Below are 25,982 nucleotides of genomic sequence, written 5' to 3'. Positions count from 1 at the left end.
GGATTACTATATGGGACGACTCTCGTTTTAAAAACAAGAATTACACAGATTCTGTAAAAAATTTATACATTTATTCTCAATTTAGGCCCCGATATCCGGTTCATAATGTTTTATTCAAAAAATATAAAACATTATGAACCGGATATTGCTAATTAGTAGGCCTTTGTTATTTATAAAATACATCGAAACAGCTTTTACCTTAAAAACCACATTTACAGTATGAAAAAAACAATTATCTTGACTCTAAGTATTTTCCTCTTGACTATCGGCATGGCTTCGGCACAAATTATTCCGAGCTTTGCATTTGGTGTAAAGGGAGGTTTAAATTATACCTCATTTCCGTCAAACGGGGTATTTAACAACAGCAACCGCGCTGGTTATCTTGCAGGTGTATGGGCAAGAGTTGGCGGCCTTGGTTTTAACTTTCAGCCGGAGCTTTATGTTACCGGTAAAAACGTGAAGATAAATGCACCAAGCGAACCTGAAAACACAGCTAAATTTACAAGTATTGATGTGCCCTTACTATTAGGTGGTAAAATTGGTGCATTAGGTTTAGGCGGTCGCTTTTATGGCGGCCCGGTGCTTTCATTTACCGTTAACAAAGATCAAAGTCTGAGTAGTGCAGCTGGTGATGCTACAAGTTTAAGATATAAAGATGCCAATTATGGTGTACAGGTAGGTGCCGGTATTGACATTAGCGCTTTATCAATTGACTTGCGTTATGAAGGAGGTCTTAATAAAATTCCTTACGGGAGTGGCGATTCGCATACCCGCATAAGTGTATTTAGCCTTGCTTTAGCTTACAAATTATTTTCATTGTAAGCTTAACAACTTCATCCATAAAAAAGCCCTGCCAATTTTTGGCAGGGCTTTTTTATGGATTTTACTGTACTGGCTATTATTTAACCACATCAACCCATTGACCTTTAATGGTGCTGCTGATGGAATTGTTGTACATGGCCTCGCAATAAACAGCAGGTAAGTAATAGTGACCAGCATATGCAGCATTCAGCATTACATAATAAGTAACTTCCCGGCCTTCTGATAAACTGAAGTAAGTGTTTACCCGGTCGTCACGTATATCGCGATAATCAGAAGGCGATGATTTAAATACCTCGTCATTATTCAGCATCCGGCTATTCAATATTTCCCACCCCGATGGGAATATCTGGGTAAGCGCTAAATTATCGTATCTGCCACGACGACCTGGGTTTCTGATATTTACCTGGGCTACAAAATCAGTTCCTTGTTTTAATGAGCTTGGGTCAATCGGCTTACCGCTCATGGTAAAATAACCAACACGCATTTCCATGATCTGCGGATCAACAAACGTTTTAACATCCAGGCCAGAGGATGGCTGTCCTTTTTGTATTAACCTTAAATACAACTTGTTGCTGCCGTTATTTTTAACCAAAACTTTACCGCTGTTTACCGCTAATGCCGATTGCCACATGTAGGAAGCTGAGTTAACATCTGTCTTAGTTGCGCCCGTTTGGTAATTAAAGGTAAGCTTGTTGGTTGTTTTATTTTGCCCGCAATATTGGGCAATGGCAATAAGCGAGTAGGCAGTGGTTTGGGTACTATACCAATCATCCTGCGAAAGTCGTGCAGCTACGGTGCGTAGCAAGCCTGCAGCTCTTTGCTGCTGACCAAGCAGCGTAAGGGTTTCCAGGATCATGGCCTCATCGCGCAGATCAGAGCCATACGTACCGTACATGGTGTAATAAGGTTTGATAGTAGTAGGTAGACCGGCTACCATTTGTAAACCCATTTCCGGTTGCCCGGCAAGTTTATAAGCCGCGGCCAATCGCCATTTGGCTTCAATACTCAGGTATTTGAATTCCCGCAGTCGGTTCATAGCGCCTAATTCAGGCGAACGGGCTAAAGCCAACAGATATAAACGATAAGCCTGGTTCAAATCGTCGCCATAAAAAGTATGCGGATTTGGCGCCCAAACTAAGGCCTTTTGTTTTTGATATTTTTTCCATTGCTCAATAAACCCTAAAGGCATACTGTAGCCTTTAGCCTGAGCTGCCAGCATAAAATGGCCTGCATAATTAGTTCCCCATTCATCTGCATTACCGCCATCGGGCCAATAACTCAATCCGCCGCCTTGCACCTGGAATCCGTTTAAGCGGCTAATGGTAGCTTTAATATTTCGTTCAGCCTCGGCTTTTTGTAATGGAGAAAGGTCAAGCAATTGATTTAAATACAACTGTGGAAATGCTGAAGAGGTAGTTTGCTCTACACAACCATGTGGATAAGCAATCAGGTAATCGAGCCGTTTACTCAGGTTTAGCGGAGGGATACTGGCTATTTCGAGCGTGTTTTTATTGGTTCCGGCAATACCCACAGGTTGGAAAGCTGTGTTCCACGTCTCGCCAGGTTGTAGCTCTTTTTCCAATACATGAGTAACCGGTGGATTTGGATTACGTACATTCAATTCTACATCATAAGCCGCTGTTTCCGAACCGCTTTTAGCAATGATTTTAACCTTGCCTACACCTACAAAATCTTTTACGTTAAGGTCAAACGTAACCAGCTGATCACCGGTTTTAGCAAAGGTGAGTGTTTGGGAGTTATTACCTGCCAGGTTATCAAAAGCATTTGATTGTACAGATACGGTAACCGTTTTTATATTAGGCTCCATTGCAAATACAGTTACCGGTAACTGTATTTTTTCAGATGGCCCAAGTACCCGCGGCAGGGTAGCCAATATCATCAGTGGCTTTTTAACGGCTACGGCCTTTTCTGCAAAACCATAGGCGCCATTATGTCCGGCAATTACCATCGCCTTAACCGAGCCCACGTACTGGGGCAATTTAAAGGCCGTAGTTTGCTTTTCGCCTTTATCAAGGTGGAATGGCCCCATAAATTTCACAACCGGTTTAAAACGGTTTACAGATACATTTTTATTAGTGCCCAAATTGCCATCGCCGCCAATACTCAATATACGTTCAAGTCCACCGCCAAAAGCACCTATTACGTAATCAAACAGATCCCATGTTTTAACACCCAAGGCTTCCCGGGCATAAAATGTTTCATGCGGATCAGGTGTTTTATAATTCGTGATATCCAGCAAACCTTCGTCAACAATAGCAATGGTGTAGGTCATCTCTTTGCCGGATACTTCGGATACGGTAATGGCCGACTGTGATTCCGGACGTATTTTATCAGGCATGCTAATAACCGGTTTTAGTATAGTTTCTGGATTATCAACCTGTAAAGGTATGGCCCCATACATACGGATAGGCAGGTCATTAACTGTTTGAGAATGCCTTTGCAGAAGTGTTACGTTCACAAATACGTTAGGTGCCATTGTTTCGTCAACGGTGAAACTGTATTGGGTTTGTCCCTTTTTGGTATCTATCCAAACGGTTTTTAAAACCTTGCTGCCATTTTCAAAGCTGATCAACGCTCGGCCGTCAGCAGCGGTAGGGATGGTGAGTGTAGCCCGCTCGCCAACTTTGTAGTTGGTTTTATCGGATGTGAAGGATAGCATAGCTGCCTCGGTCGGATTGCTTTGCTGTAACCTTTCTGACCAGTTTGGCCAGTCAACATAAATAAATTTACCGGTAGAGTGGCCTGTTTGTTCGTCTTTAACCTTAATTAAATAACGGCCCCAGTCGGCTTTAGCAATGCGTAAGTTCCATTTGCCTTTGCCGTTATTTAGCTGTACACTTTCTGTTTTAATCAGTTTATTATACTTGTCCTGCGTAAAATTGCTGGTTTCATCGCCGGTTTGATCCCACCACCAGCGCCATTGTACCTTATAAAGTTCCAGTTGTACATTTCGGTTACCCGGCAAAGCATTGCCATTTACATCAACATCGGCAATATCTACCTGATGGTCTTTATCTGTAACCAACATGCCTGAAAGATCACTACCAGCTGGTGTTTTGATACCAACATAGCCAGTATAAACATTGTAAGGCAACGTAGTTTGCTGTATGCTGAAATTACCTCCGGGTTCAAAAACCTTGACCAGGAAATTAGCGCGCAATTGACCGGGGGCTTGCTTTTCTACGTTAATGTCCGCATTAATTGACGCTGTACCCTCTGCACTTAGTTTACCATAAAATACAGTTTGGGTTTGTGTGTTGAAAGCCAGGGTTGGATTGTCAAACACATAATCAGGATATTGTTTAAAGCTGGTTATTTGTGGCGATAAAAACGCGTCGACTTTTGCTTTTAGATTTTGGGCTGCTCCGCCAAAAAGCCATTGCGCGCTTAATTTACCATCGGCATTATTGCCCTTTGTCAGTTCAGTCGCACCGCCGAATGAAAGATTGAGTTTCATTCGGTTGGGCATAATGGTTTCAATCTTGATCTTCTTTTCAAATAATGCTCCTCCAACTTTTACTTTAGCTGCCCAATTGCCGGTAGGAGATGAAGTTTCTGTAGCAGTATGAAAACTATAGAAACCATCCAGTGCCTTTGTTTTGGTGATGCGCCTGTAAAGTTTACCGTTAGGATCATACAGTTCAAACTCTACCGGATGATCTGGAGGGAGGGTTTTTAGTTTATCTTCCAGTATAAAAGAAACAAATATGGAATCGCCGGGACGCCAGACGCCGCGCTCACCGTAGATAAACCCTTTAAGGCCGCTTTGTATCTGTTCGCCGCCTACATTAAAACGGGTGAGCGGGAGGGAACTACCATCGTCAAGCTTTAAATAGCCACGTTGTGCCCCTTTTTTAGCAACCAGTAAATAAGGTTTGCGTTTAAGATCGAAACTTACTATACCATCACTGCCTGATGTTGTTTTGTAGATCACCTGTTTCTGGTAATCAAGCAGTTCTAATTCAACACCCTGCATTGGTTGCGCGTTTAAGATATCGGTTACGGCTACCAGCATGCTGTTATTGTTACCACGTTTGGCAATCAAGCCAATATTGGAGGCGATTATATTACGGGTAGCCCAGCGTTGTTTGGTGAAATATGATGGGGTACAGGCATTATTCCGATCCTGCCAGTTATAGCCCTCCGGATAAAAGTTATCATACCTCGACCAAAAATCATCATCTTCATCGCTTACTTTACTGTTATCGCTATAATCATTACTTCCATATTCATCATCTTCATCGTTGCCGTTTTTGGCACCTGCGCCGGGTACACTGCAGTTATATAACGAATATTCTTTCCGGAAACCGATCACTACCCTGTAAATAGCACCTGGTTCAGTACGTATCATCTGATCCAGATCCAGCATGAAACGGTTTTTCTTGTTCAGGTTTAAACCTTTATCATTATCAAGCCTGATGGTTTTTTGAACAATTGGTTTACCTACCTGCCGCAATTCCTGACCACCGTCAAAGCCGTTGTTTTGAAAATACTGAGGTACATTGTTTTCATATATTTTGATAATGCTTACATCAACGGCATTTAAATTTACGGCCTCAAACGGCATCATGAGTTTGCCGGAGTCAGGTAAGATCACACCTTTGCCTGGTATGGTAACGTTAGGCAGCCTGTTCTCAAAAAACACATTGGCTGTGTAGGTTTTGGTGATCTTTTTATGAGATATATTTTCTACTCCTTCATTTACAAATACGCTGTAATCGCCCTGAAGGCGTTCAGGGGCATAAACTTTTACGGTGCTGCCATCAATGGTATAGGCAGCATCAGCTATGTTATTGATACCTATCAATCCGTTGAGTTCCTGCCCAACCATAATAGGATCGGAGAATTGAACCGATACATACTGGTCGTTTTCCTGAATGGCATGAATATCCAATACTTTGAAATCGCCTATGGCCGGTATATCATAATGCTGGCTGCCTTTTTTATCGACGTTTAAACTACTGCCATCCCAATTGACCGTAAGCGATGTAGCTTTACCTGTTTGCCTTTTTAATCCAGTTATTTTAAAGTGATATGTTTTGGCGATGCTATTAGGAACCCAGCTGATTTTAACAGGAAACGCGTAATTAACATTGATCAGCTTTTCAACAGAAGCAGGGTCTTCAGCATCGGCAGTTTGGATAACGCCTTCCAGCTTCATTTCGGTAAGAGACGTGTTTGTTGCAGTTGTTAAGCCACTGAAATTGATATTAAGGTTTGGATTTACTACCTGAAAGTCGAATTTGAAATGGTCAAATTTATCGGGCACATTAACCAGTTTTCCTAAATCAAAATCGGCAGTGTATTTTTTGCCGGGCTCAAGTTTGCCGGCAGGTTTGAATTCGATAGTGCGGGTATCTACCCAATAGGCCTTTCCTTTTACAGTTGGTGATAGGTCAAAAAGATCATCGCTTAATTGTTCATTTTGCTGGTGAGTAATCTGGACCTGGCTGGCCAGACGGATGCGGATAGAGCTTTCCTTGGATATAACCCCTGTAGTGTATGATTCAATGTATTTACTGAATGCGGGGTCGACCGCAGTTTTTTTATTCGCATTGATAACAATATAGGTGATCAGCGAGATCAATAGAAGGGATGCACAAATAGTGATTATACTCTTGCGCCTGCGGAACTTGGTATATCCGTTCTCCATGTGGAATAGGTTTATTTAAGATCATGTTAAATTAAAAAATTTATGATAATAAATAATTAAACGGAGAACTTATTTTACTGCATTACAGAATCATAACTCCTGGTTTGTTTAAAACAGGGAGTTTAATAAAATTCATTTCAACTATGCTTTCGGGCAAAAAAATAAATTTTTTATCGTAGATATCTTTACCAATATAATAACTGAGCCAGTACTCGTTGTTTAGTCCGAATGTTTGCTCGTCGATAGGTTCAATAAGTTTGTATGATTGGCCTGCAACCTCCGGAAACATATGACGCAGCGTAGATGTTTTTACCTGAACGCCATCTTTTTCGCCATAACCTTTTGAGGTTACCAATACATTTTCTATAGGCTCATTCTTCAGATTGATCAGGTATACGTACCAGATCTTACTTTCTATATTTTCGCCCTCCAATGCTACCGCTATTGCTATATCCTTTACGTTATTTTCCGGGAGGTCTTTTATCATTGCAAAATGGTTTTGAGTAATGAGTTTATGGTTCAAAAACATAACCATAAACCCATTGCTAATTACTTTTTCTTTGCCGCAGCTTTTTTAGCCGGAGCTTTCTTAGTAGCCTTGGCAGCCGGGGCTTTCTTAGCAGCTGGTGCTTTGGCAGCTACAGTTTTACCAAACCTGCCTTTTTTAGCATCTTTAGGCATGGCATCGGCAAGGGCTTTACATTCCTCATAAGTTAAGGTAAGCGGATCTTTATCCTTTGGTATCTTTACGTTTAACTTGCCAAACTCAATATACGGGCCCCAGCGACCGTTCAATACTTTTACTTCAGGATCTTCATCAAACGCTTTGATCAGTTTTTCGGCATCCTTTTTACGTTTCGCCTCAATCAATTCAATCGCCTGCTCTTCGGTAACATCAAGCGGGTCAATTTCCTTCGGTAGGGAAACGAAAGCGCTGTTATGGCTGATATAAGGGCCAAAACGACCGATAGCCACTTTCATAATCTTGCCTTCATATTCACCCACAACCTTTGGAAGTTTGAATAATTCAAGTGCTTCTTCCAGGCTGATGGTTTCAATACTTTGGCCGGTTCTTAGGCTGGCGTAAAGCGGTTTTTCTTCCTTATTTTCTTCTGTTGCATTTTCACCAACCTGTACAAATGGTCCGTAACGACCTATACGTACCGATATTTTTTTGCCACTTTCCGGATGTACACCTAATTCGCGTTCGCCGGTGGCTTTATCGGCAGTTTCAATGGTGTCCTGAACTTCTTTATGGAAAGGGTTATAAAAATCGTGGAGCATGGCCGTCCATTCTTTTAAACCCTGAGCTATTTCGTCAAATTGTTTTTCAACACTCGCGGTGAAGTTAAAATCAACAATGTCTGTAAAATACTGTACAAGGAAGTCGTTAACAACCGCGCCAATATCTGTAGGGAATAACTTACCGCGTTCAGCACCTGTATTTTCGGTTCTGTTTTCTTTAGTTATAGTATCACCTTTTAAAGTTAATACTCTAAAAGTACGTGTTTTACCTTCACGCTCTTCCTTAACTACATAACCGCGGTTTTGTATAGTTGATATAGTAGGGGCATAGGTTGACGGGCGACCTATACCCAGCTCTTCCAGTTTTTTAACCAAACTTGCTTCCGTATATCGTGCAGGCGGGCGAGAGAAGCGTTCTGTTGCCGACATTTCCTGCAATGCCAGGCGTTGACCTTTTGTTAACGGTGGCAGCATGGTATTTTCTCCATCCTGCTGAATGTCATCTTCATCATCCTGAGATTCGAGATACACCTTCAGGAATCCGTCAAATTTCATCACCTCACCGTTAGCGGTTAAGTCCTCTTTACGGGTTGATATACTGATTTTTGCAGTGGTTTTCTCAAACTGGGCTTCACTCATTTGTGAGGCTATGGCACGTTTCCAAATCAGCTCGTATAAACGTTTTTCTGCCGATTCACCATCAATAGTATGGTTATTGAAATAGGTGGGCCTTATAGCTTCGTGCGCTTCCTGGGCACTGGCATTTTTGGTTTTATATTTTCTAAGCTGATGATATTTATCGCCGTAGGCAGATACAATTTCCTTTTGGGCTGCATCCAGTGCAGTTTCAGATAAGTTTACCGAATCTGTACGCATGTAGGTAATATAACCTGATTCGTACAACCTTTGTGCTACCTGCATGGTACGCGCTACAGAATATCCTAATTTTCTGCTGGCTTCCTGCTGCAAGGTAGATGTCGTAAACGGCGCCGCAGGTGAACGTTTGGCAGGTTTTGTTTCCAACGAACGCACATCAAAATCGGCACCCAGGCAGTCGGTTAAAAACTTTTCGGCATCTTCCTGTTGGCTAAAACGCTCGGCTAGTTCTGCTTTAAATGCTTCTTTGCCTTTGCCAAATATGGCAACTATCTTGAATGCAGCTTCTGATTTAAATTTATTTACTTCCCGTTCACGGTCAACAATTAACCTTACGGCTACGGATTGTACACGGCCTGCCGAAAGGGATGGTTTTACCTTTTTCCATAAAACAGGGGATAACTCAAAGCCCACCAATCGGTCAAGTACGCGGCGTGCCTGCTGGGCGTTAACTAAGTTATAATCTATTTTACGGGGTGTATCAATAGCTCGCAAAATAGCGGGCTTAGTTATCTCATGAAAAACAATGCGTTTGGTGGTTGCATCTTTCAAACCAAGCGTTTCATATAAATGCCAGGATATAGCCTCTCCCTCACGGTCCTCGTCCGATGCCAGCCAAACGATTTCGGCTTCTTTAGCTAATTTCTTTAACTCGCTAACTACCTGCTTCTTATCTGCCGGAACCTCATATTTTTGAGTGAAGTTATTGGCAATATCAATAGCGTCTTCTGATTTTACCAGATCGCGGATATGGCCGTAGCTCGACTTAACAGTAAATTCTTTACCAAGGTATCCTTCTATGGTCTTGGCTTTCGCCGGGGATTCAACAATCAGTAAATTTTTGGCCATTTAAGCAGTTATTTTTTGCAAATAAAACATAAAGAAAGTGAAACGCAAATTTGTTTTCGGAAAAGGTTGCAATGCTTTACAGGATAGACACTAAAAAGCAAGTGCTACAATTGCTGTTAAAATAAATTGCGAAGCTTAATTGTCTTTAATACAAGTATTAAAGCGCTTGGTTTAGTATAATGGATTTTGGCTGCCTGTAATTACATTAAAAAACCACCACCCAGCAGATCATTGCCTTCATAAAAAACAGCGGATTGGCCCGGCGCGATACCTGATACGGTATGATGAAAATCAACTTTCATATGTTCGCCCATTTGTAAAATGGAGCTTTGTGTGCCTGCATCTTTGTAGCGTATTTTGGTAATAGCTTCAATGGGCTCATTAATATTGGCGTATTTTACCAGATTAAGGTTTTTAACCCAGGCTTGTTTACGCTCCAGTTCATCAGCAGTACCCAAAACAACGGTATTGGTGTCGGGGTTAATACTGGTAACAAACATGGGCTGGCCCAATGCTATACCTAAACCCTTACGCTGGCCAATGGTATAAAAAGGATATCCCTGATGTTTGCCCACTACGGTGCCGTCTGTAAGTACAAAATTACCTCCGGCAACACGTTCTTCCAAGTCACCAACTTTATGTCTTAAAAAGGCACGGTAGTCGTTATCCGGTACAAAGCATATTTCGTAGCTCTCGCTTTTACCGGCAAGCTCAACCTGACCCATATCAAGGGCCATTTGCCTGATTTCGGGTTTAGAGAAACTACCTAACGGAAATTTAGTACGTGCCAAATTCTGTTGTGATACTCCCCAAAGCACATATGATTGGTCTTTATTTTCGTCTTTACCCTTTGATATAACATAGCGGCCATTATCCTGCAAACGAATATTAGCATAATGTCCTGTAGCTATAAATTCACAATCAAGTTTATCAGCCCGTTTTAATAGTGCGTCCCATTTAATATGGGTATTACATAAAACACACGGGTTAGGAGTGCGGCCTGCAAGGTATTCATCAACAAAGTTATCGATCACGAAATCGCCAAATTCGTTTCGGATATCTAATATATAATGAGGGAAACCGTAACCTACGGCTAAAGCACGGGCGTCGTTTATACTATCCAAGCTGCAGCAGCCTGTTTCCTTTGAACTACCGCCCGATGAGGCATAGTCCCAAGTTTTCATGGTTAGGCCAATAACTTCATAGCCCTGTTCATGCAGCATTACTGCTGCTACCGAACTATCAACACCACCACTCATTGCCACTAATATCCTGCCATGCTTACTCATAATGCTGCAAAGATACCTTTTTGATTTTTATGTTAATACTCAATTGGGTCAACAAAGGGTAAAATGAGGAATTATGCGTGAATCTCAGTTTAATTATTGATTAAATTGTGTTTGTAACCAGTGTATTATGTTGCTCTAGTTAAGTGTTAGTATAAATAACTGTTTATTAATTGATCTTATTAGTCGCTTTATATTGCCGCATTACCTACAAGTTTGAATAAATTTAACTGGAATTTGATAGCTAAAGACATAATTTTGAGAAAAATAAGCGTTTAGAAGTTGAGTAAAGGTTAAATAAATTCAATTTTAAATAACTGTCAACTCTACACTATTTCAATGTTCAAAGGTTTTTTTTGCCAATCTTTTAAATAATAATTGTGCAATTGCCATTGTAAAAACAAGGTGTGTTTTTTGTTAAAAAAAATGTAAAAATGCTTAACACTATTGTAACATCCGCTTCACATTTTAAATTTGTTATACCCTAATTAATTTAAAAAGATGATAAGCCAATTAACATTAGAGCAGAAACTACAAGGCGTGATTTTAGTGATTATTTGTTTTGTTGCTGTAGCAAACTATCTGATCAAGTAATAAGCCAGGTTGAACCAATGAGAGAAAATTTAAGGTGCTTGCTTTTGCAAGCACCTTTTTTGTGGCATAATATAGGTTTGTTGTTATGGGGTACGTGTTTGTCCGTTACCAGTAACTGTCCATTTATAGCTGGTAAGTTCGTCAAGGCCCATTGGGCCGCGGGCATGAAGTTTTTGGGTACTGATGCCAATTTCGGCACCTAAGCCAAATTGTGCACCATCTGTAAAGGCAGTGGAAACATTAGCATAGACCGCAGCAGCATCCACATCATTTAAAAAAGTAGCGATGTTTTCTGCATCCTCGGATATAATGGCCTCGCTATGTTTTGAACTATTAACAGCGATATGTTCAAGGGCTTGTATGAAATTATCAACTGTTTTAATAGCCATTTTCATTGATAAAAACTCTGTGCCAAAATGCTCTGGTTGCGCTTTATGTAATAGCTGGCTCGGATAGTTTTCTTTCAAAACGGTATAAGCAGCTTCATCGGCAAATATTTCTACCTGTTTTTCTTTTAAAATATGAGTGAGTTGAGGCAGATCATTAATACGGGCGGAGTGTACAATTAAACAATCGAGTGCATTGCAAACACTAACGCGCCGGGTTTTCGCATTCGCGATAATTTCAGCTCCCTTTTCCAGATCACCTGATTCATCAAAATAAGTATGTACGATACCCGCGCCTGTCTCTATGACCGGAACTTTACTGTTATCACGCACAAAATTGATCAGCGACTGGCTTCCACGCGGAATAAGTACATCCACATAACCAATTGCATTCAGCAAAGCTGATGTTGCTTCTCGCTCAGCAGGCAGGAGAGTTACTATGCGGGTATCTAAATCATGTCTAATTAATACCTGATGAATAACCGAGATGATGGCCCGGTTTGAAAAATCAGCATCGCTACCACCTTTTAAAATACTGATGTTGCCGGTTTTAAAGCACAGGGCAAATACATCGAAGGTAACATTTGGCCTCGCTTCGTAAATAACGCCAACAACCCCTAAAGGTACCTGAATCTTTTTGATAGTTAATCCGTTGGGCATTTGAGTTTCTGATAATTGTTTACCCAATGGGCTATCCAGGTTGGCCACGTTTACCATATCGGCAGCGATAGATTCAATTCTTTCAGCTGTAAGCTTTAGCCTGTCATATTTAGGATCGGTAGGATCCATGCGATCCAGATCTTTCTGGTTTTCCGTCAGTAAATAATCTATTTGGGCAATAGCAGCATCAGCAACATCAAGCAATACCTGATTTATTAAAGCGGGGGCAAGGATTGGCTTTCTGCCTGCAGCAATTGCACTTTGGAAATAAGTATCGTAATTCATCAGTAATTAAGCCTGTAAGTAAAGATAATCGTAATGCACCAGTGGTTTTTGTTTTTTTTGCCCAACTCTTTCTTTAGCCTTATCGGCTCCGTATTCGGCAATACCTAAACCAACTGGCTTATTATTTTCATCAATCAGTTTTATAATGTCGCCTTTTTTAAAATCGGTCACTATCTGCGTTATCCCAATTGGGAGCAGGCTGGTAGCTTTGTTTGATACCAGGGCAGCTTTGGCGCCGGTGTTAATTTGCACAACACCGGTAGCCGATTTTTCGGAATGCGCTATCCATTTTTTTTTGCCAGATGCCGTTTTGTTAGGCACAAAACGGGTATGAATAACCTTGTTTTCAAATACATCTGTTATGATATTCTCACGTGTGCCATTGGCAATATGTACCGCGATACCTAATTGAGCGGTTTTTTGCGACATGGTTGATTTGGTGATCATGCCACCGCGGCCAAACTGTGACCGGCCTGATGAAACGAACTCTGCAAAATCCACAACCGATCCGCTAACCTCCTCAATCACCGTTGAGCCAGACGCTTTCGGGTCGCCATTATAAATGCCATCTACATTGGTTAAAACAATTAACGCTTGCGCATTTAGCATGGAGGCTATAAGTCCGGCCAGCTCATCGTTATCCGTGAACATCAGTTCTGTAACCGATACCACATCATTTTCATTAACAACAGGTATTACCTGATGCTGAAGCAAAAGCTCCAAGCAGTTTTTCATGTTCAGGTAATGCATCCTGTCCCTGAAATCTTCTTTGGTGACTAAAACCTGCGAACAAAGAATGTCAAATCGTTCAAAAAGATGGGAGTAGGTATTGATCAGTTTAACCTGACCAATAGAAGCCAGGAGCTGCCGTGCAGCAATAGCATCGTATTTTTCTGAAATGGAGATCAGGCTCCGGCCGGAAGCCACCGCCCCTGAGGAGACAAGGATAACTTCCTTACCCTGCTTTTTTATAGCGGCTATTTGTTCAACCAAATGCTCAATGCGCTTCAGATTGGGCAGGCCATTCTCTTGTGTGAAAACGTTCGACCCAATTTTAATGATAACGCGTTGATAATTGAAAGACATGTTTGTATGCAATTAGAAGTTCAATATTACGAATAAATATGTATAAAAATGTTTATTTCATTTAGTTTTGAGGTAAAATCCAATGATTTATATGGTTTTTTGTTCATTAATTCATTTTATTATATGATATGTGATGCTTCTGATTTTAATTTATTGCATTTTTATTAAAAGTGAATCATTTTGACGTATATGTGTTCGTAAAATGTAATTAATGGTGTTTTTTGGTCGTAAATTAACCTTTTTTGAAATTTAAATTATTTAATATGTTGACAAATAGATAGTTGTGGTATTCTAATTGTAGAGTTATTAAACTTTTAATAGGATAAGAGCTATCAGTACCAATTTCTCATTTAAATGCATTTAAGTTTAAAAAAATGAAAAAAATTGGAGGGAATGATTTTTTTTATATTTTTGTCTACTAATTCTATAGAATATGTATCATAAATTCAAAATTGCTATTCATTGTACCGCTATTATGCAGCTATCTACAGCTTGTTGTTGATGTTTTGATCATACCATCTATCAAAAACATTTAATCAACTGTTTTAATATATCACCACCATCCTTATTTGTTTCATGAAGATTTTTACAAATTCATTAAAGTTTATTGTGCTTTTCCTTACACTTATACCAGCCATAAGCTATGCACAGCTTAATGGCTCATACATTTTAAGTGGAAAGGTGAACGACGATCACGGTCAGCCATTAGTTGGAGCAACTGTAGGCATAAAGGGAACTACTAATAAAGCCGCTACCGATAGTACCGGCAAATTTTCTTTAACAACAAGTGCCAAATTACCCTATACATTGGTTTTTACCGCCGTTGGTTTTCAGCCTCAGGAGTTTTTTATTAAAAATGCTAATAGCGCCTTAAATATTCAGCTTACCACGCAATCATTATTGATTAATGAGGTGGTAGTTACCGCATCACGTAAGGAAGAAAAATTGATGCGTTCACCCGTTGCCATCGAAAAATTGAGCATCAACGCGCTGAAGCAATCGCCAGGCCCAAGTTTTTATGACGCGCTTGAAAACGTAAAAGGCGTACAGATGACCACAACCAGTATCACCCTTAAAGTGCCAAATACACGTGGCTTCAACAGCCCTAATAACTTTAGGTTTATGCAACTGGTTGATGGGGTTGATATGCAATCGGCTACTTTAGGCGTACCGCTTGGTAATGCCATTGGCCCAACTGAACTGGATATTGCCAGTATTGAAATTACACCAGGCGCAGCAGCGGCCTTATATGGCACAAACGCTATCAATGGTTTATCAAACCTTTTTACTAAAGATCCTTTCAAATATCAGGGGTTGAGTTTTTATCATCGTCAGGCTGTTAATCATGTTGGTAATGATGCATTAGGAGCAAGTTCGCTTACAGAAGATGCTTTGAGGTTTGCTAAGGCTTTTAACGACAAATTTGCCTTCAAAGTGAATTTTAGTTATTTGCAAGGTACCGACTGGCAGTCAAACACATTAAAAGATCAAAACCCGGGTAACTTGAAAACCGCCAACCCGGCATACCCTGAACTAACGGGTACAAGCAACGCTGCTTATGACGGTTGGAATAAATATGGTGATGACGCCCTTGCCGGCAGTAATACCGTAGTTGTAAAAGGCATAGTAGTTGATGGCGTAGCCCGTCCAAACCTAACTGTAGCCCGTACCGGCTATAACGAAGTTGATCTGGTTGATCCGCATGTATCCAACCTGAAATTGGATGGTACACTTGCTTATAAAATAACTCCAAGTACTATTTTATCATATACCTACCGGTACGGTAGGATGGATGGCGTTTTTCAGCGGGGTAACAAAATTTCGTTAGATGGCGCTACGGTACAAAACCACAAAGTGGAGTTAAAGGGTAAAGAGTTTTTAGTTAGGGCTTACGAATCAATAGAAAACACAGGAAATTCATTTAACGTGAAACCACTGGCCGATAACCTTGATCTGAACCATGCCAGTAACTCGGCCTGGGGTACATTATTCGGAAATGCGCTTAAATCCTATAATGGCGGTGTTTTAACATCGGCTAACCTAGCTGCTGCTGAGCAGTTTGCACGTGCCACAGCTGATAAGGGAAGGGTAGAGCCCGGTACACAGGCATTTAACGACTTGCGTAAAACCATTATAGGTATCAATAACTGGGATATTAAATCTAGTCAAATCCCTAACGCTCCGGTTACCGGTGGTGCCGCCCTGGTACAAAAGAGCCATATGTACAATGCCGAGGCGCAATGGGATCTTTCTAACAGGGTTAAAGTTGTTGACCTGTTGGTTGGTGGTGATGTGCGTGTTTACTCTATCACCCCAGATGGTAATAACTTTGTTGATTTTAGTCGCCCAATTTCCGACAGAAATACACCTTTAGAGAATGGCACTTTCGGTAACAATGTGATCTATAAAAAATATGGCGCGTTTACACAAGTTACCAAAACCTTTTTTGATGATAAATTAAAGCTGTTTGGTTCAATCAGATGGGATTACAATCCTTACTTTTCTCCCAAGTTTACGCCGCGTTTGGCAGCGGTATACACCGTTAATGAAAACCACAACTTTAGGTTTACTTTCCAGAATGGTTACCGTTTTCCATCATTATTTGAGGCTTTATCATATGTAAACAATGGTCGTGTAAAACGTGTGGGAAGCTTACCTTTCATTAATGATGGCCTTGGATACTTAGGAAACAGCTATACACAAACATCGGTAGCCAATTTTAATGCCGCAGTAAATGCAGCTCCAGGTGCTGCGAGCGGTACAGATGCAACAGCGCTTGCTAACAGGAACCTGCTTAAAGTGGCTGATTTGCCGCCGGCCAGGCCAGAGCAGATAACTTCTTTTGAAGTGGGGTATAAAGGCATAGTTGCTGATAATAAGGTGTTTATTGATATAGATGCATACGCCAACCGCTACAATGGCTTTTTAGGTCAGGTTCAGGTGTTTGTACCTAATGGTACAACTGTTGGTACAGACGCCGCCGTATTGTCTATGCTCGATATTAACCGCGACCCTACAACTGGTACCGCTACTAATGCCGCAAGCCAGGGACAAAGCAGGTATCGTGTTTATACCAACGCCAAAAATATTTACAATAACTATGGTTCATCGGCCGGTATTTCTTATAACTTTTATAAAAGATACACGATGTCGGGTAACGTGAGTTTTAATAAATTAAAATCACAATCGGCCTCTGATATATTTGTTACAGGTTTTAATACACCGGAGTGGTCGGGTAACGTATCGTTTGGTAACCGCGAGGTGGCTAAGAATGTAGGTTTCAACGTAGTTTACAAGTGGCAGGAATCATTTTTATGGGAGAGCCCATTAGTTACAGGTACCGTGCCTGCAATTGGTACCGTTGATGCTCAGGTTACTTATAGGGTACCACAATACTATGCTACCTTTAAGCTGGGTGCAAGTAATATATTCAACAAACGTTTCATTCAATATGCTGGCGGCCCAACTATAGGCGGCTTATATTATATATCGGTTACATTGGATGGCTTACTGAGCAACCAAAAACCACAATAGCACTTTTTAATAATACGTTTTATATAGTTTTTTAAACGGGTGAGCAGAATGCTCATCCGTTTTTTTGTTTTAGAGAGGTAGGCCATTTAATAAAAAAAGCCGGTTAACCTTTCGGTCAGCCGGCTTTCTTTGTTTAATTGAGAATCTTCTTAGTGCTGTTTTACTTCATGCAGCCCGCATTCTTTTTTAGATTGATCTTCCCACCACCAGCGGCCGGCCCTGAAATCCTCACCTTCAGCAACTGCCCGGGTACAAGGCGCGCAGCCTATGCTCGGGAATCCTTTATCGTGTAGAGAGTTATACGGGATATTATATTGCTTAATATAAGCCTTAACATCATCCAATGTCCAGTTAAAAATAGGGTGGAACTTTACCAGTTGATTTTGTTCGTCCCATTCCACGTTTTCCATATCATGGCGATTAACCGACTGATCTGCACGGATACCGGTGATCCATAATTTATTGCCTTTTAAAGCTCTTTTAAGTGGTTCTATTTTGCGTATGCCACAGCATTCTTTGCGGTTCTCTACAGATTCATAAAAGCTGTTAGGACCTTTTTTATTCACCATTTCAGCTACCAGATCCTGGTTGGGAAAATAAGCATGTATAGGTTGTTTATACCTATCCATCGTACTGCTCCATACCGAATACGTTTCGCGGAAAAGCCTGCCTGTTTCCAAAGTAAAAACCTTAATAGGCAGCTTATTGGCAAATATCATGTGGCTTATTGCCTGATCTTCCCAGCCAAAGCTGGTTGAAAATATAATTTCACCCGGAAATAATTCGGCAAGCCTGGTTAATGCTTCTACCGGATCAACACCTGCTGTTATATCTTTTATATGTTTAACTACTTCGCTCATGTTACATAACCTTTATTGGATGGCTAATAAAGGTGATTATAGATTTTAGGCTTACCAATATAACGATCACCGCTACCGAAACCATAATTGTTTTTGTTGATATTTTATTGGAGATACGCGCCGCAATAGGCGCTGCTAACGCGCTACCCAGTATTAAACCTGCTACTGCCTGCCAGTGATCGCTGCTTACCATAGTAATAAAGGTTATAGAACCCATAATGGCTACAAAAAAACGGGATAATTTTACAGTACCTAATGAAAAACGCGGGCTACGGCCACCAGCTATTAGTGTTGATAATACGATTGAGCCCCAGCCGCCACCGCCAACGGCGTCAATAAAACCGCCTCCCAGGCCAAGCAACGAAATCCTTTTTACCTTATCGGCCGATTTTTTACGTGTAATTTTAAAGGCCTTTTTTAGTATGACTATACCTAAAATCAGCGTGTATAATGATACTACTGGCTTGGTATAGTGGCTGTAATGTTCTAATGACGAAAGCAGATAAGCACCCACTACTGAACCAATAATACCCGGTATTACTAATAATTTAAACAACTTCCAATTGATGTTACCCATCCGGTAGTGCATCCAGCCAGCTATACCACAACTCATTATCTCTGAAAGGTGAACACCCATACTGGCTGATGCCGGCGGTATGCCCATTGACAGTGAAAAGGTAGTAGAAGTAACACCATATGACATGCCGATGGCACCATCGATCATGGCAAATACAAAACCTGCACCTAAAAAGTAATAAAATATGGGATCAATACCGGTTACAAAACGTTTAAACCCCGGCTCTTTTAAATAAAGGGCAGTAACTACAATGGCAATAGATAAAATAATGGTTGACCATATAAGCCATATAAAGTTTTTGTTCAGGTTTAACTTAGGTTCAACTAATACGGAGGTTACACTGTTTAGTTTTTTTACCTTATCAGTAAAGTCGCCGTGTAGTGTGTTCCTGAGTTCACTCATTTGCTGGAGCGTAATATCAAGTTCATCAGGCAAGCCGTCGCTTAAAACCTCTTTTAGGCGTTTAGCTATAGTTGGCGATTTGCCGTTAGTGGATATAGCCAACTTCAGGTCACCTTTTTGTACTATTGATGCCAGGTAAAAATCGCAAAGCTCCGGTTTGTCGGCAACGTTGATCAGTAATTTACGATCATGCGCCGCTTGCCTGATATAGCTGTTCAGCTCACTGTCGTTGGTTGCTGCTATTACCACTTCAGCGTTATCAAGATCTTCATCTGCAAACGACTTTTGTATAATAGTTAAGCCCTCGTGCGAAGAGGCCAATTCATGTATTTCCGGTAAAAAATCCCGGGATATCATAGTAACCTTTGCCTGGTTACTATTATTTAAAATAGCAGAAAGCTTTTCCAGGCCTACATTACCGCCACCAACAAGCACAGTATGCAAGTTATTCAGTTTTAAAAAAATCGGAAACAGCTGATTGCCTCCGTTTTCTTCAGGCTGAACATTAGTTAAACTGCTATTCTTGGGCAATAATGTCATAAATTTTCTTAATTAGCTCAAATTAGGGCTGTCGATAATCATGTTGTTATTTTCAGTAACTCCAGATTAATTAAAGCATTGAATTGCCCATTAATGTACCAGTGCCTCTCTCTTCGCTTTACTCTTTTCTAAAAACTCGGTGGCTTGTGCTAAATAAGCTGTAGCAAATTCCTGAGAAGGTTCATGCTTGTTGATCTGTAAAACCAGATCATTAAAGCTGCCCTGAATATCAAAATCGCCTTTTTCTACATAATTAGCATCAAATTCACGAATAACCGCGGCTTGTGTGCTGGTAGTAACACTTTTGTCTAACAATAATGCTTTTGCTGAGCTTAAAAGAGTATTGTATGAATGATAAATGGCATCAGACCATGAACCTGCCTGAAATGATTGATTAGCCCAGCCCAGTTTTTCTTCTGATTCATACAGCAAGGTGGCTACCAGATCAATAATAACACCGGCGCACTCACCAACGCCTATAGCGCTTACGTAAGTTTCCTGATGGCCCCAATCAACAAACTCATCGTCGGTTAAGTTAGTGAGGTCGGCAAGCGGTTTTAGTAAGCGATAAAAATAATCCTTACCCTGCCTGTCATAATAAGCATGATATGTTTCGCCTTCGGTTGATAATTGTTTATAATCATCAAGTAGTAATCTTAAAACATCAGTGGCTCTTTTAGAAGGAACTTTGATAACCCTGTCGGCTGCGCGGCCAACACCATCACCAACGGTACCACCGCCAAGCATTACCTGTACAGATGGCAATACCTTTGTACCGGCTTTAAGCGAGCTGCCATGAAACCCAATATGCGCCAAACCATGCTGACCGCATGAGTTCATACAGCCGCTGATTTTTATTTTGATATCACGGTTGTAAATTAAATCTTCATATTCATTGTAGATCAGATCTTCCAACACGCGTGCCATAGTCATACTGTTAGAGATACCCAGGTTGCAGGTATCGGTACCAGGGCAGGTAGTAACATCGGCAACACTATCAAAGCCCGGAGTTGCGAGTTCCAATTTAGCCAGACCTTCATATAAAGCCGGTAATGCTTCTTTACGGGCATATTTTAATAACAATCCCTGGTTTTGGGTAACGCGGATCTCATCAGCAACCAAAGGTTGTAAAAGTTTTACCAGTTCGCGGGCGGTATCTGATGAAACATCACCAACCGGAACTTTAACATATACACCAAAGTATCCTTTTTGCTTTTGCTCAAATACGTTGGTTGCCAGCCATTGTTCATACCTGAACGGATTACTGATGCTCACTTCAGCATAAGTATCCTGTTGTGGTATAGACGGAACCGGAATGGTATCCCTGTTAATAGGGTAAGTCTTAACTTTAATCGCTTTTTTTTCAATTTCGGCAAGTCGTAAAACTTCTTCCAATCCAACTTTTTGAATCAGATACTTCAGACGAGCCTTATTACGGTTATTACGTTCGCCATAACGATCGAATACCCTGATAATGGTCTCAATGTAAGGAATCAGCTTATCTTCAGGCAAAAATTCTTCCACAACATCAGCCAGTATAGGCTGAGCACCAAGGCCTCCACCTAAAAGTACTTTAAAACCACGTTCGTTGTTGCTGTTCAATTTCGGAATTAAACCAACATCATGAATGTATGAAAACGCGGTATCTGCATCGCTTGATGAAAAAGATATTTTGAACTTACGCCCCATTTCCTGACAAATTGGATTGCGTAAAAGATATTCGAAAGTAGCGTGAGCATATGGAGACACATCAAACGGTTCCTGCGGATCAATACCTGAAGTGGGGGAGGCGGTAACGTTTCTTACGGTGTTTCCGCAAGCCTCGCGCATGGTAATATCATCCAGGGAAAGTTTGGCCCAAAGTTCGGGTGTGCGGTCAAGGCTTACATAATGTATCTGGATGTCCTGACGCGTAGTCAGGTGCAGATTACGACTTCCGTATTCGTCAGAAATATCAGCAATGCGCAATAATTGTTTGAACGTAACTTTACCGAAAGGTAATTTGATACGTACCATTTGAACGCCCGGCTGGCGTTGCCCGTAAATTCCACGGGCAAGGCGCAAACTCCTGAATTTTTCGTCATGTATCTTACCTTCACGAAAAGCCCTGATCTTTTTTTCAAGATCAATAATGTCTTTTTCAACTATCGGGTTCTCCAGTTCTGTTCTGAAGCTTTGCATATGTTATTGTTTTATCTGTTATAAAAAAGCCTCTTTGGCTTATGGCTAAAGAGGCGTATGTGGTTAATACAAAAATTATAGCCTTGTCTTATTCTGTTTTATGTAACAACACATGGGATTTTTGTATTCAATATTTCCGCTGTAAAATACATTCATTTACCAAATATATACATAGTATAGGGAAATGGTAGAATTTAAATGAAAAAAATCTGGTTTTTACAGTTTGATGAGATTGTCCCTGAAAATAATTATGGGTGTATGAGTGACTGCTCTCTGGAAATAATGTCAGCTATACTGGTTTCACTTAGTATTTTCAATGTAGCATCACGTACATCAACAAATACATCTCGTATGCCGCAGGTAGTTTCCTGGTGGCATTCATCACATTTATGATAAAAATTCAAACTGGCGCAGGGTACCATAGCAATAGGCCCATCGGTTATACGCATAATGCTTACCAAAAAGATTTCTTTCGGATCGCGGTTAAGGCTGTAGCCGCCGCCAGCTCCTTTTTTACTATAAAGGAAGCCCGCGTTGCGCAAATCCAGCAATATCTGTTCAAGAAACTTTTTGGGAATGCGTTCAGCCTCGGCTATTTTTGATATTTGCATCGGTGGCTGATCAATGTTCTTGCCCAGTATCACCAATGCTTTAATTGCGTACTTCGTTTTTTTGGATAGCATTTTCTAAATTAAAACTGACAAAGGTAAACAAGAATTTTTGTTAATTATAAATAAAAATATCGAGTAATACTATAGATTACAAGGATACTATCATATTTGTCGCTTATCTGAGTGTCCTAAATTTTTATCTGGGTTAACTTTGTCGCGTATCAGTTGCTTTAATTCTTTAATTTCCGGAAATCGGCCTTGCTCTTTACGGTCAAACAATAAAATGCCTTCGATACTGATACAGTATTTACCACTTGTCTCGCTCGGGTGCAGGGTTACACCATAAACATCATCGGTAAAGGTGGTAAGCAATTCCTGGGCCATATAAGCTGCCCGTAACATCCAGTTACATTTAGGGCAGTATTCAATAGTTATGGTTGGCTTCATTTTTGAGTTACAATAAATCTTTCTTCCTGATGAGTACTTAATACATTTAAAGTGCTGCCTACACTAATCACACCCGTGCCTTCATGGATTAAGTTTTGACCAAACAGAATTTTTTTATTCTTTAACCGGTAAGTTGCCAGGGTTTTTAAAGGTTCCTTAGCCTTTACAGCGGTTTCTTGGTTAATGGTGGTAAGTACACAACGGGCACATAGTTTTGCACCATAAAAATCAATACCTGCTATTTTTATGTGGTTCATCAGGTCTTCATCAAAAGCTTGCCCGCCTGTAAAAACAATATTTGGCCTGAATCTATTCATGGGGAGTGGCTCGGCAAGTCTATTGTTCAAATCATCAAGAGAGCCCTGACCGATAAGCAAAAACGGATAGGCATCAGAAAAAGAGGTGATCATTCCTGGCTGCGCATATCGCTGGTCAACTTCGCGATGAGTTTCTTCGGGCATATGAACCAGCCTGCATTTTATGCCCATAGCCTGGCTAAACCATCCATCAAGCTCAGAGTTTACAAATACACCCATACAAGTATCATCCCAAATAGCTATTTCCTGCTTAACTTGATTAGTTTGGCCGAAAGGTATTGTTACAGATCCATTTGTAGGGTGAGTAACCAATAATCCGTCACTTTCAATTTGCAATTTAAATAAAGCCATTTGCGAATGCTCCCTTTGCGTCAGGAAACGGTTTTGATCATCAACCAGCATCCATCGCCTGTCATACTTTAAGCCTCGGTCTGTAACAATGGCTTTACTTAGAGATATGCCTCCTAATGACTTAATGGGATAAATATACAAGGAACTTATAGTAAGCATGAGAGTATGATATGTACGCAAGGATAAAAGTAAAAAATTGTGTGTTATTATATGGTCACATAATTTTTAGCGGCATTTTACAATCGATTGAATTTTATAGTTCACTTCATTGTTTTAGTTAATTTTAATTAATAATATTGTTTATCCAATTGTAAAAACCAACTCAATTAACCTTTAATATTATTAAATTATGCCATTAAACAATGTAAACGGCAAAGCTAAGGCTAATAATACTTACGATGCAATAGTTATAGGTTCGGGTATAAGTGGCGGGTGGGCAGCCAAAGAACTTACCGAAAAAGGCCTGAAGACTATTATGCTTGAACGGGGCCGCAATTTTGAACATATTAAAGATTATAAAACAGCCAGCAAAAATCCCTGGGAGTTTGAGCATCGGGGCAATGTAACGCAAGAGCAACGCAAAGTACGCCCGGTAATATCGCGCGGATGGGGGGCAACCGAGCCGATAATGGATTACTGGACAAATGAGCAGGATGCGCCATATACAGAAATTAAGCCCTTTAATTGGTGGCGATCATATCAGTTAGGCGGCCGATCTATTTTATGGGGGAGGCAAAGCTACCGCTGGAGCGATCATGATTTTGAAGCAAACGCCAAGGATGGCTGGGCAATTGACTGGCCTATACGTTATAAAGATTTAGCACCCTGGTATGATCATGTGGAAAAATTTGCAGGTATAAGCGGTTCATTAGAAGGGTTAGAACAACTGCCTGATGGCCATTACCTGCCACCAATGGATATGAACTGCGTTGAAAAAGATGTGGCCGAAAGAATAAAAAAGAATTACAATAACACACGTCACATGATCATTGGCCGTTCGGCTAATTTAACCGCGGCTATTCCGGGGCGTACCAAATGTCAGTTCAGAAACAGATGCTGGGAAGGTTGCCCGTTTGGAGGTTATTTCAGTACTCAATCATCAACATTGCCTGCTGCCCTGGCTACCGGAAATTTGACGGTTAGGCCGTACTCTATAGTTACTAAGATTTTGTATGATAAGGATACGCAGAAAGCTACCGGCGTTGAGATAGTTGATGCCGAAACTAATCAAACCTATGAGTATTATGCTAAAATTGTGTTTGTAAATGCATCCGCGCTTAATAGTGCCTGGGTACTCATGAATTCAGCAACTGATATCTGGCCTGATGGCTTGGGCAGCAGCAGTGGGGAATTAGGTCACAACATTATGGATCACCACTATAACCTTGGCGCATCTGGCACGGTAGAGGGTTTTGAAGATAAATATTACTACGGCCGACGGGCTAATGGTATTTATGTAGTGAGGTTTGCCAACCTATTTGGTGACAAACGTGATTATCTGCGTGGTTTTGGTTATCAGGGATCTGCCAGCAGGACCGGCTGGAGCCGTGAAATTGCAGAATTAAACATCGGTGCACAATATAAAGACGCTATAACTGAGCCAGGCGAATGGCAGATGGGTATAGGTGGTTTTGGTGAATTATTACCTTACCATGAAAATAAGATCACTCTTGATAAAAACCGTAAAGACAAGTGGGGCCTGCCTGTTTTAGCTATGGATGCCGAAATAAAAGAGAACGAAAAGAAAATGCGGGTTGATATTGTTAAAGAAGCCAAAGCTATGCTGGAAAGCGCAGGCATTAAAAATGTAAAAACACACGATAGGGGACATAACGTAGGCGATGGTATACATGAAATGGGTACTGCAAGAATGGGCCGTGATCCTAAAACATCGGTTTTAAACGAGCACAATCAGGTATGGGATGCTAAAAATGTGTTTTGTACAGATGGGGCCGCTATGACCTCATCAGCATGTCAAAATCCTTCTTTAACTTATATGGCGTTAACGGCCCGTGCCGCCAATTTTGCTGTAGAGGAATTAAAAAAGGGAAATATTTAAAAGCAAATAACAGACAGAAACATATAATTATGAAAAAAATCAAACTGATAATAATAGTGTGCCTTTTAACAGGCATAAACGGTGTGCAGGCTTGGGCTAAAGCTAAAGCAAAAGTGCTTGTTTTTAGTAAAACCGCTGCCTTTCATCATAAGTCAATAGCTGTAGGTGTACCTGCTATTATCAAATTAGGGCAGGAAAATAACTTTGATGTAGATACTACCACCAATGCTGAAAAATTCACGACCGAAAACTTAAAACAATACGCCGCTGTGATATTTTTAAGCACAACCGGCGATGTTTTAAATGATACCCAGCAAGCTGCATTTGAGCAGTATATTAA

At 40.7% G+C, this 25,982-nt stretch carries 16 protein-coding genes; 4 read left to right on the top strand and 12 right to left on the bottom strand.

All coding sequences use genetic code 11. The annotated features are described in order from the left end of the window. Positions 1-219 precede the first annotated feature (219 nt). A complete protein-coding gene (locus AAGC65_RS15395; RefSeq protein ID WP_343113350.1) occupies positions 220-822 on the top strand; it encodes a porin family protein in 603 nt (200 codons plus the stop codon). 76 nt (positions 823-898) lie between these two features. On the opposite strand, the gene AAGC65_RS15390 is transcribed toward AAGC65_RS15395, so the two are convergent. From AAGC65_RS15390 to proB, 6 genes are all read right to left on the bottom strand, one after another. Beyond that, positions 899-6,496 carry an MG2 domain-containing protein gene (locus AAGC65_RS15390; RefSeq protein WP_343113349.1) on the bottom strand — a complete coding sequence of 1,866 codons (5,598 nt, stop codon included), beginning with the start codon at positions 6,494-6,496 and terminating at the stop codon, positions 899-901. Between the two features lie 82 nt (positions 6,497-6,578). Continuing rightward, complete coding sequence (locus tag AAGC65_RS15385) at positions 6,579-6,983, bottom strand: hypothetical protein (protein WP_343113348.1); 405 nt, start codon at positions 6,981-6,983, stop codon at positions 6,579-6,581. 62 nt (positions 6,984-7,045) lie between these two features. Then, positions 7,046-9,466 carry a type I DNA topoisomerase gene (gene topA, locus AAGC65_RS15380; protein ID WP_343113347.1) on the bottom strand — a complete coding sequence of 807 codons (2,421 nt, stop codon included), beginning with the start codon at positions 9,464-9,466 and terminating at the stop codon, positions 7,046-7,048. 200 nt (positions 9,467-9,666) lie between these two features. Beyond that, on the bottom strand, positions 9,667-10,755 hold the full coding sequence (mnmA, locus tag AAGC65_RS15375) for a tRNA 2-thiouridine(34) synthase MnmA (protein ID WP_343113346.1): 1,089 nt from the start codon (positions 10,753-10,755) through the stop codon (positions 9,667-9,669). Positions 10,756-11,429: 674 nt separating this feature from the next. After that, positions 11,430-12,677: a glutamate-5-semialdehyde dehydrogenase gene (locus tag AAGC65_RS15370; protein ID WP_343113345.1), complete on the bottom strand. Its 1,248-nt coding sequence runs from the start codon at positions 12,675-12,677 to the stop codon at positions 11,430-11,432. 6 nt (positions 12,678-12,683) lie between these two features. Then, the gene (proB, locus tag AAGC65_RS15365; protein ID WP_343113344.1) at positions 12,684-13,763 is read right to left on the bottom strand and encodes a glutamate 5-kinase; all 1,080 of its coding nucleotides are present in this window, start codon (positions 13,761-13,763) and stop codon (positions 12,684-12,686) included. A 576-nt stretch (positions 13,764-14,339) separates the two neighbouring features. Here proB and AAGC65_RS15360 point away from each other — a divergent pair. After that, a complete protein-coding gene (locus AAGC65_RS15360; protein ID WP_343113343.1) occupies positions 14,340-17,297 on the top strand; it encodes a TonB-dependent receptor domain-containing protein in 2,958 nt (985 codons plus the stop codon). A 149-nt stretch (positions 17,298-17,446) separates the two neighbouring features. Here the strand turns inward: AAGC65_RS15360 and AAGC65_RS15355 are convergent, their stop codons facing one another. The 6 genes from AAGC65_RS15355 to AAGC65_RS15330 form a co-directional block, all read right to left on the bottom strand. Next, positions 17,447-18,157 carry a phosphoadenylyl-sulfate reductase gene (locus AAGC65_RS15355; protein WP_343113342.1) on the bottom strand — a complete coding sequence of 237 codons (711 nt, stop codon included), beginning with the start codon at positions 18,155-18,157 and terminating at the stop codon, positions 17,447-17,449. A gap of 1 nt (position 18,158) precedes the next feature. Then, a complete protein-coding gene (locus tag AAGC65_RS15350) occupies positions 18,159-19,676 on the bottom strand; it encodes a TSUP family transporter (protein WP_343113341.1) in 1,518 nt (505 codons plus the stop codon). A 90-nt stretch (positions 19,677-19,766) separates the two neighbouring features. After that, positions 19,767-21,857 (bottom strand): nitrite/sulfite reductase, encoded by a 2,091-nt coding sequence (locus AAGC65_RS15345; RefSeq protein WP_343113340.1) that lies wholly within the window; start codon positions 21,855-21,857, stop codon positions 19,767-19,769. A gap of 248 nt (positions 21,858-22,105) precedes the next feature. Then, a complete protein-coding gene (locus AAGC65_RS15340; protein WP_290322379.1) occupies positions 22,106-22,540 on the bottom strand; it encodes an Rrf2 family transcriptional regulator in 435 nt (144 codons plus the stop codon). A 90-nt stretch (positions 22,541-22,630) separates the two neighbouring features. Continuing rightward, complete coding sequence (locus AAGC65_RS15335) at positions 22,631-22,915, bottom strand: SelT/SelW/SelH family protein (protein WP_343113339.1); 285 nt, start codon at positions 22,913-22,915, stop codon at positions 22,631-22,633. Next, on the bottom strand, positions 22,912-23,742 hold the full coding sequence (locus tag AAGC65_RS15330; protein ID WP_343113338.1) for an MOSC N-terminal beta barrel domain-containing protein: 831 nt from the start codon (positions 23,740-23,742) through the stop codon (positions 22,912-22,914). The genes AAGC65_RS15335 and AAGC65_RS15330 overlap by 4 nt, the downstream gene beginning before the upstream one ends. A gap of 190 nt (positions 23,743-23,932) precedes the next feature. Between AAGC65_RS15330 and AAGC65_RS15325 the strand changes: the two genes are divergently transcribed. Further along, on the top strand, positions 23,933-25,642 hold the full coding sequence (locus AAGC65_RS15325; RefSeq protein WP_343113337.1) for a GMC family oxidoreductase: 1,710 nt from the start codon (positions 23,933-23,935) through the stop codon (positions 25,640-25,642). Positions 25,643-25,671: 29 nt separating this feature from the next. Continuing rightward, the coding region (locus AAGC65_RS15320; RefSeq protein WP_343113336.1) for a ThuA domain-containing protein at positions 25,672-25,982 on the top strand (311 nt) is incomplete at its 3' end.

It is taken from the genome of Mucilaginibacter sp. (assembly GCF_039207105.1).
Taxonomy (GTDB): Bacteria; Bacteroidota; Bacteroidia; order Sphingobacteriales; family Sphingobacteriaceae; genus Mucilaginibacter.
This window is presented reverse-complemented; position numbering and strand designations above follow the sequence as displayed.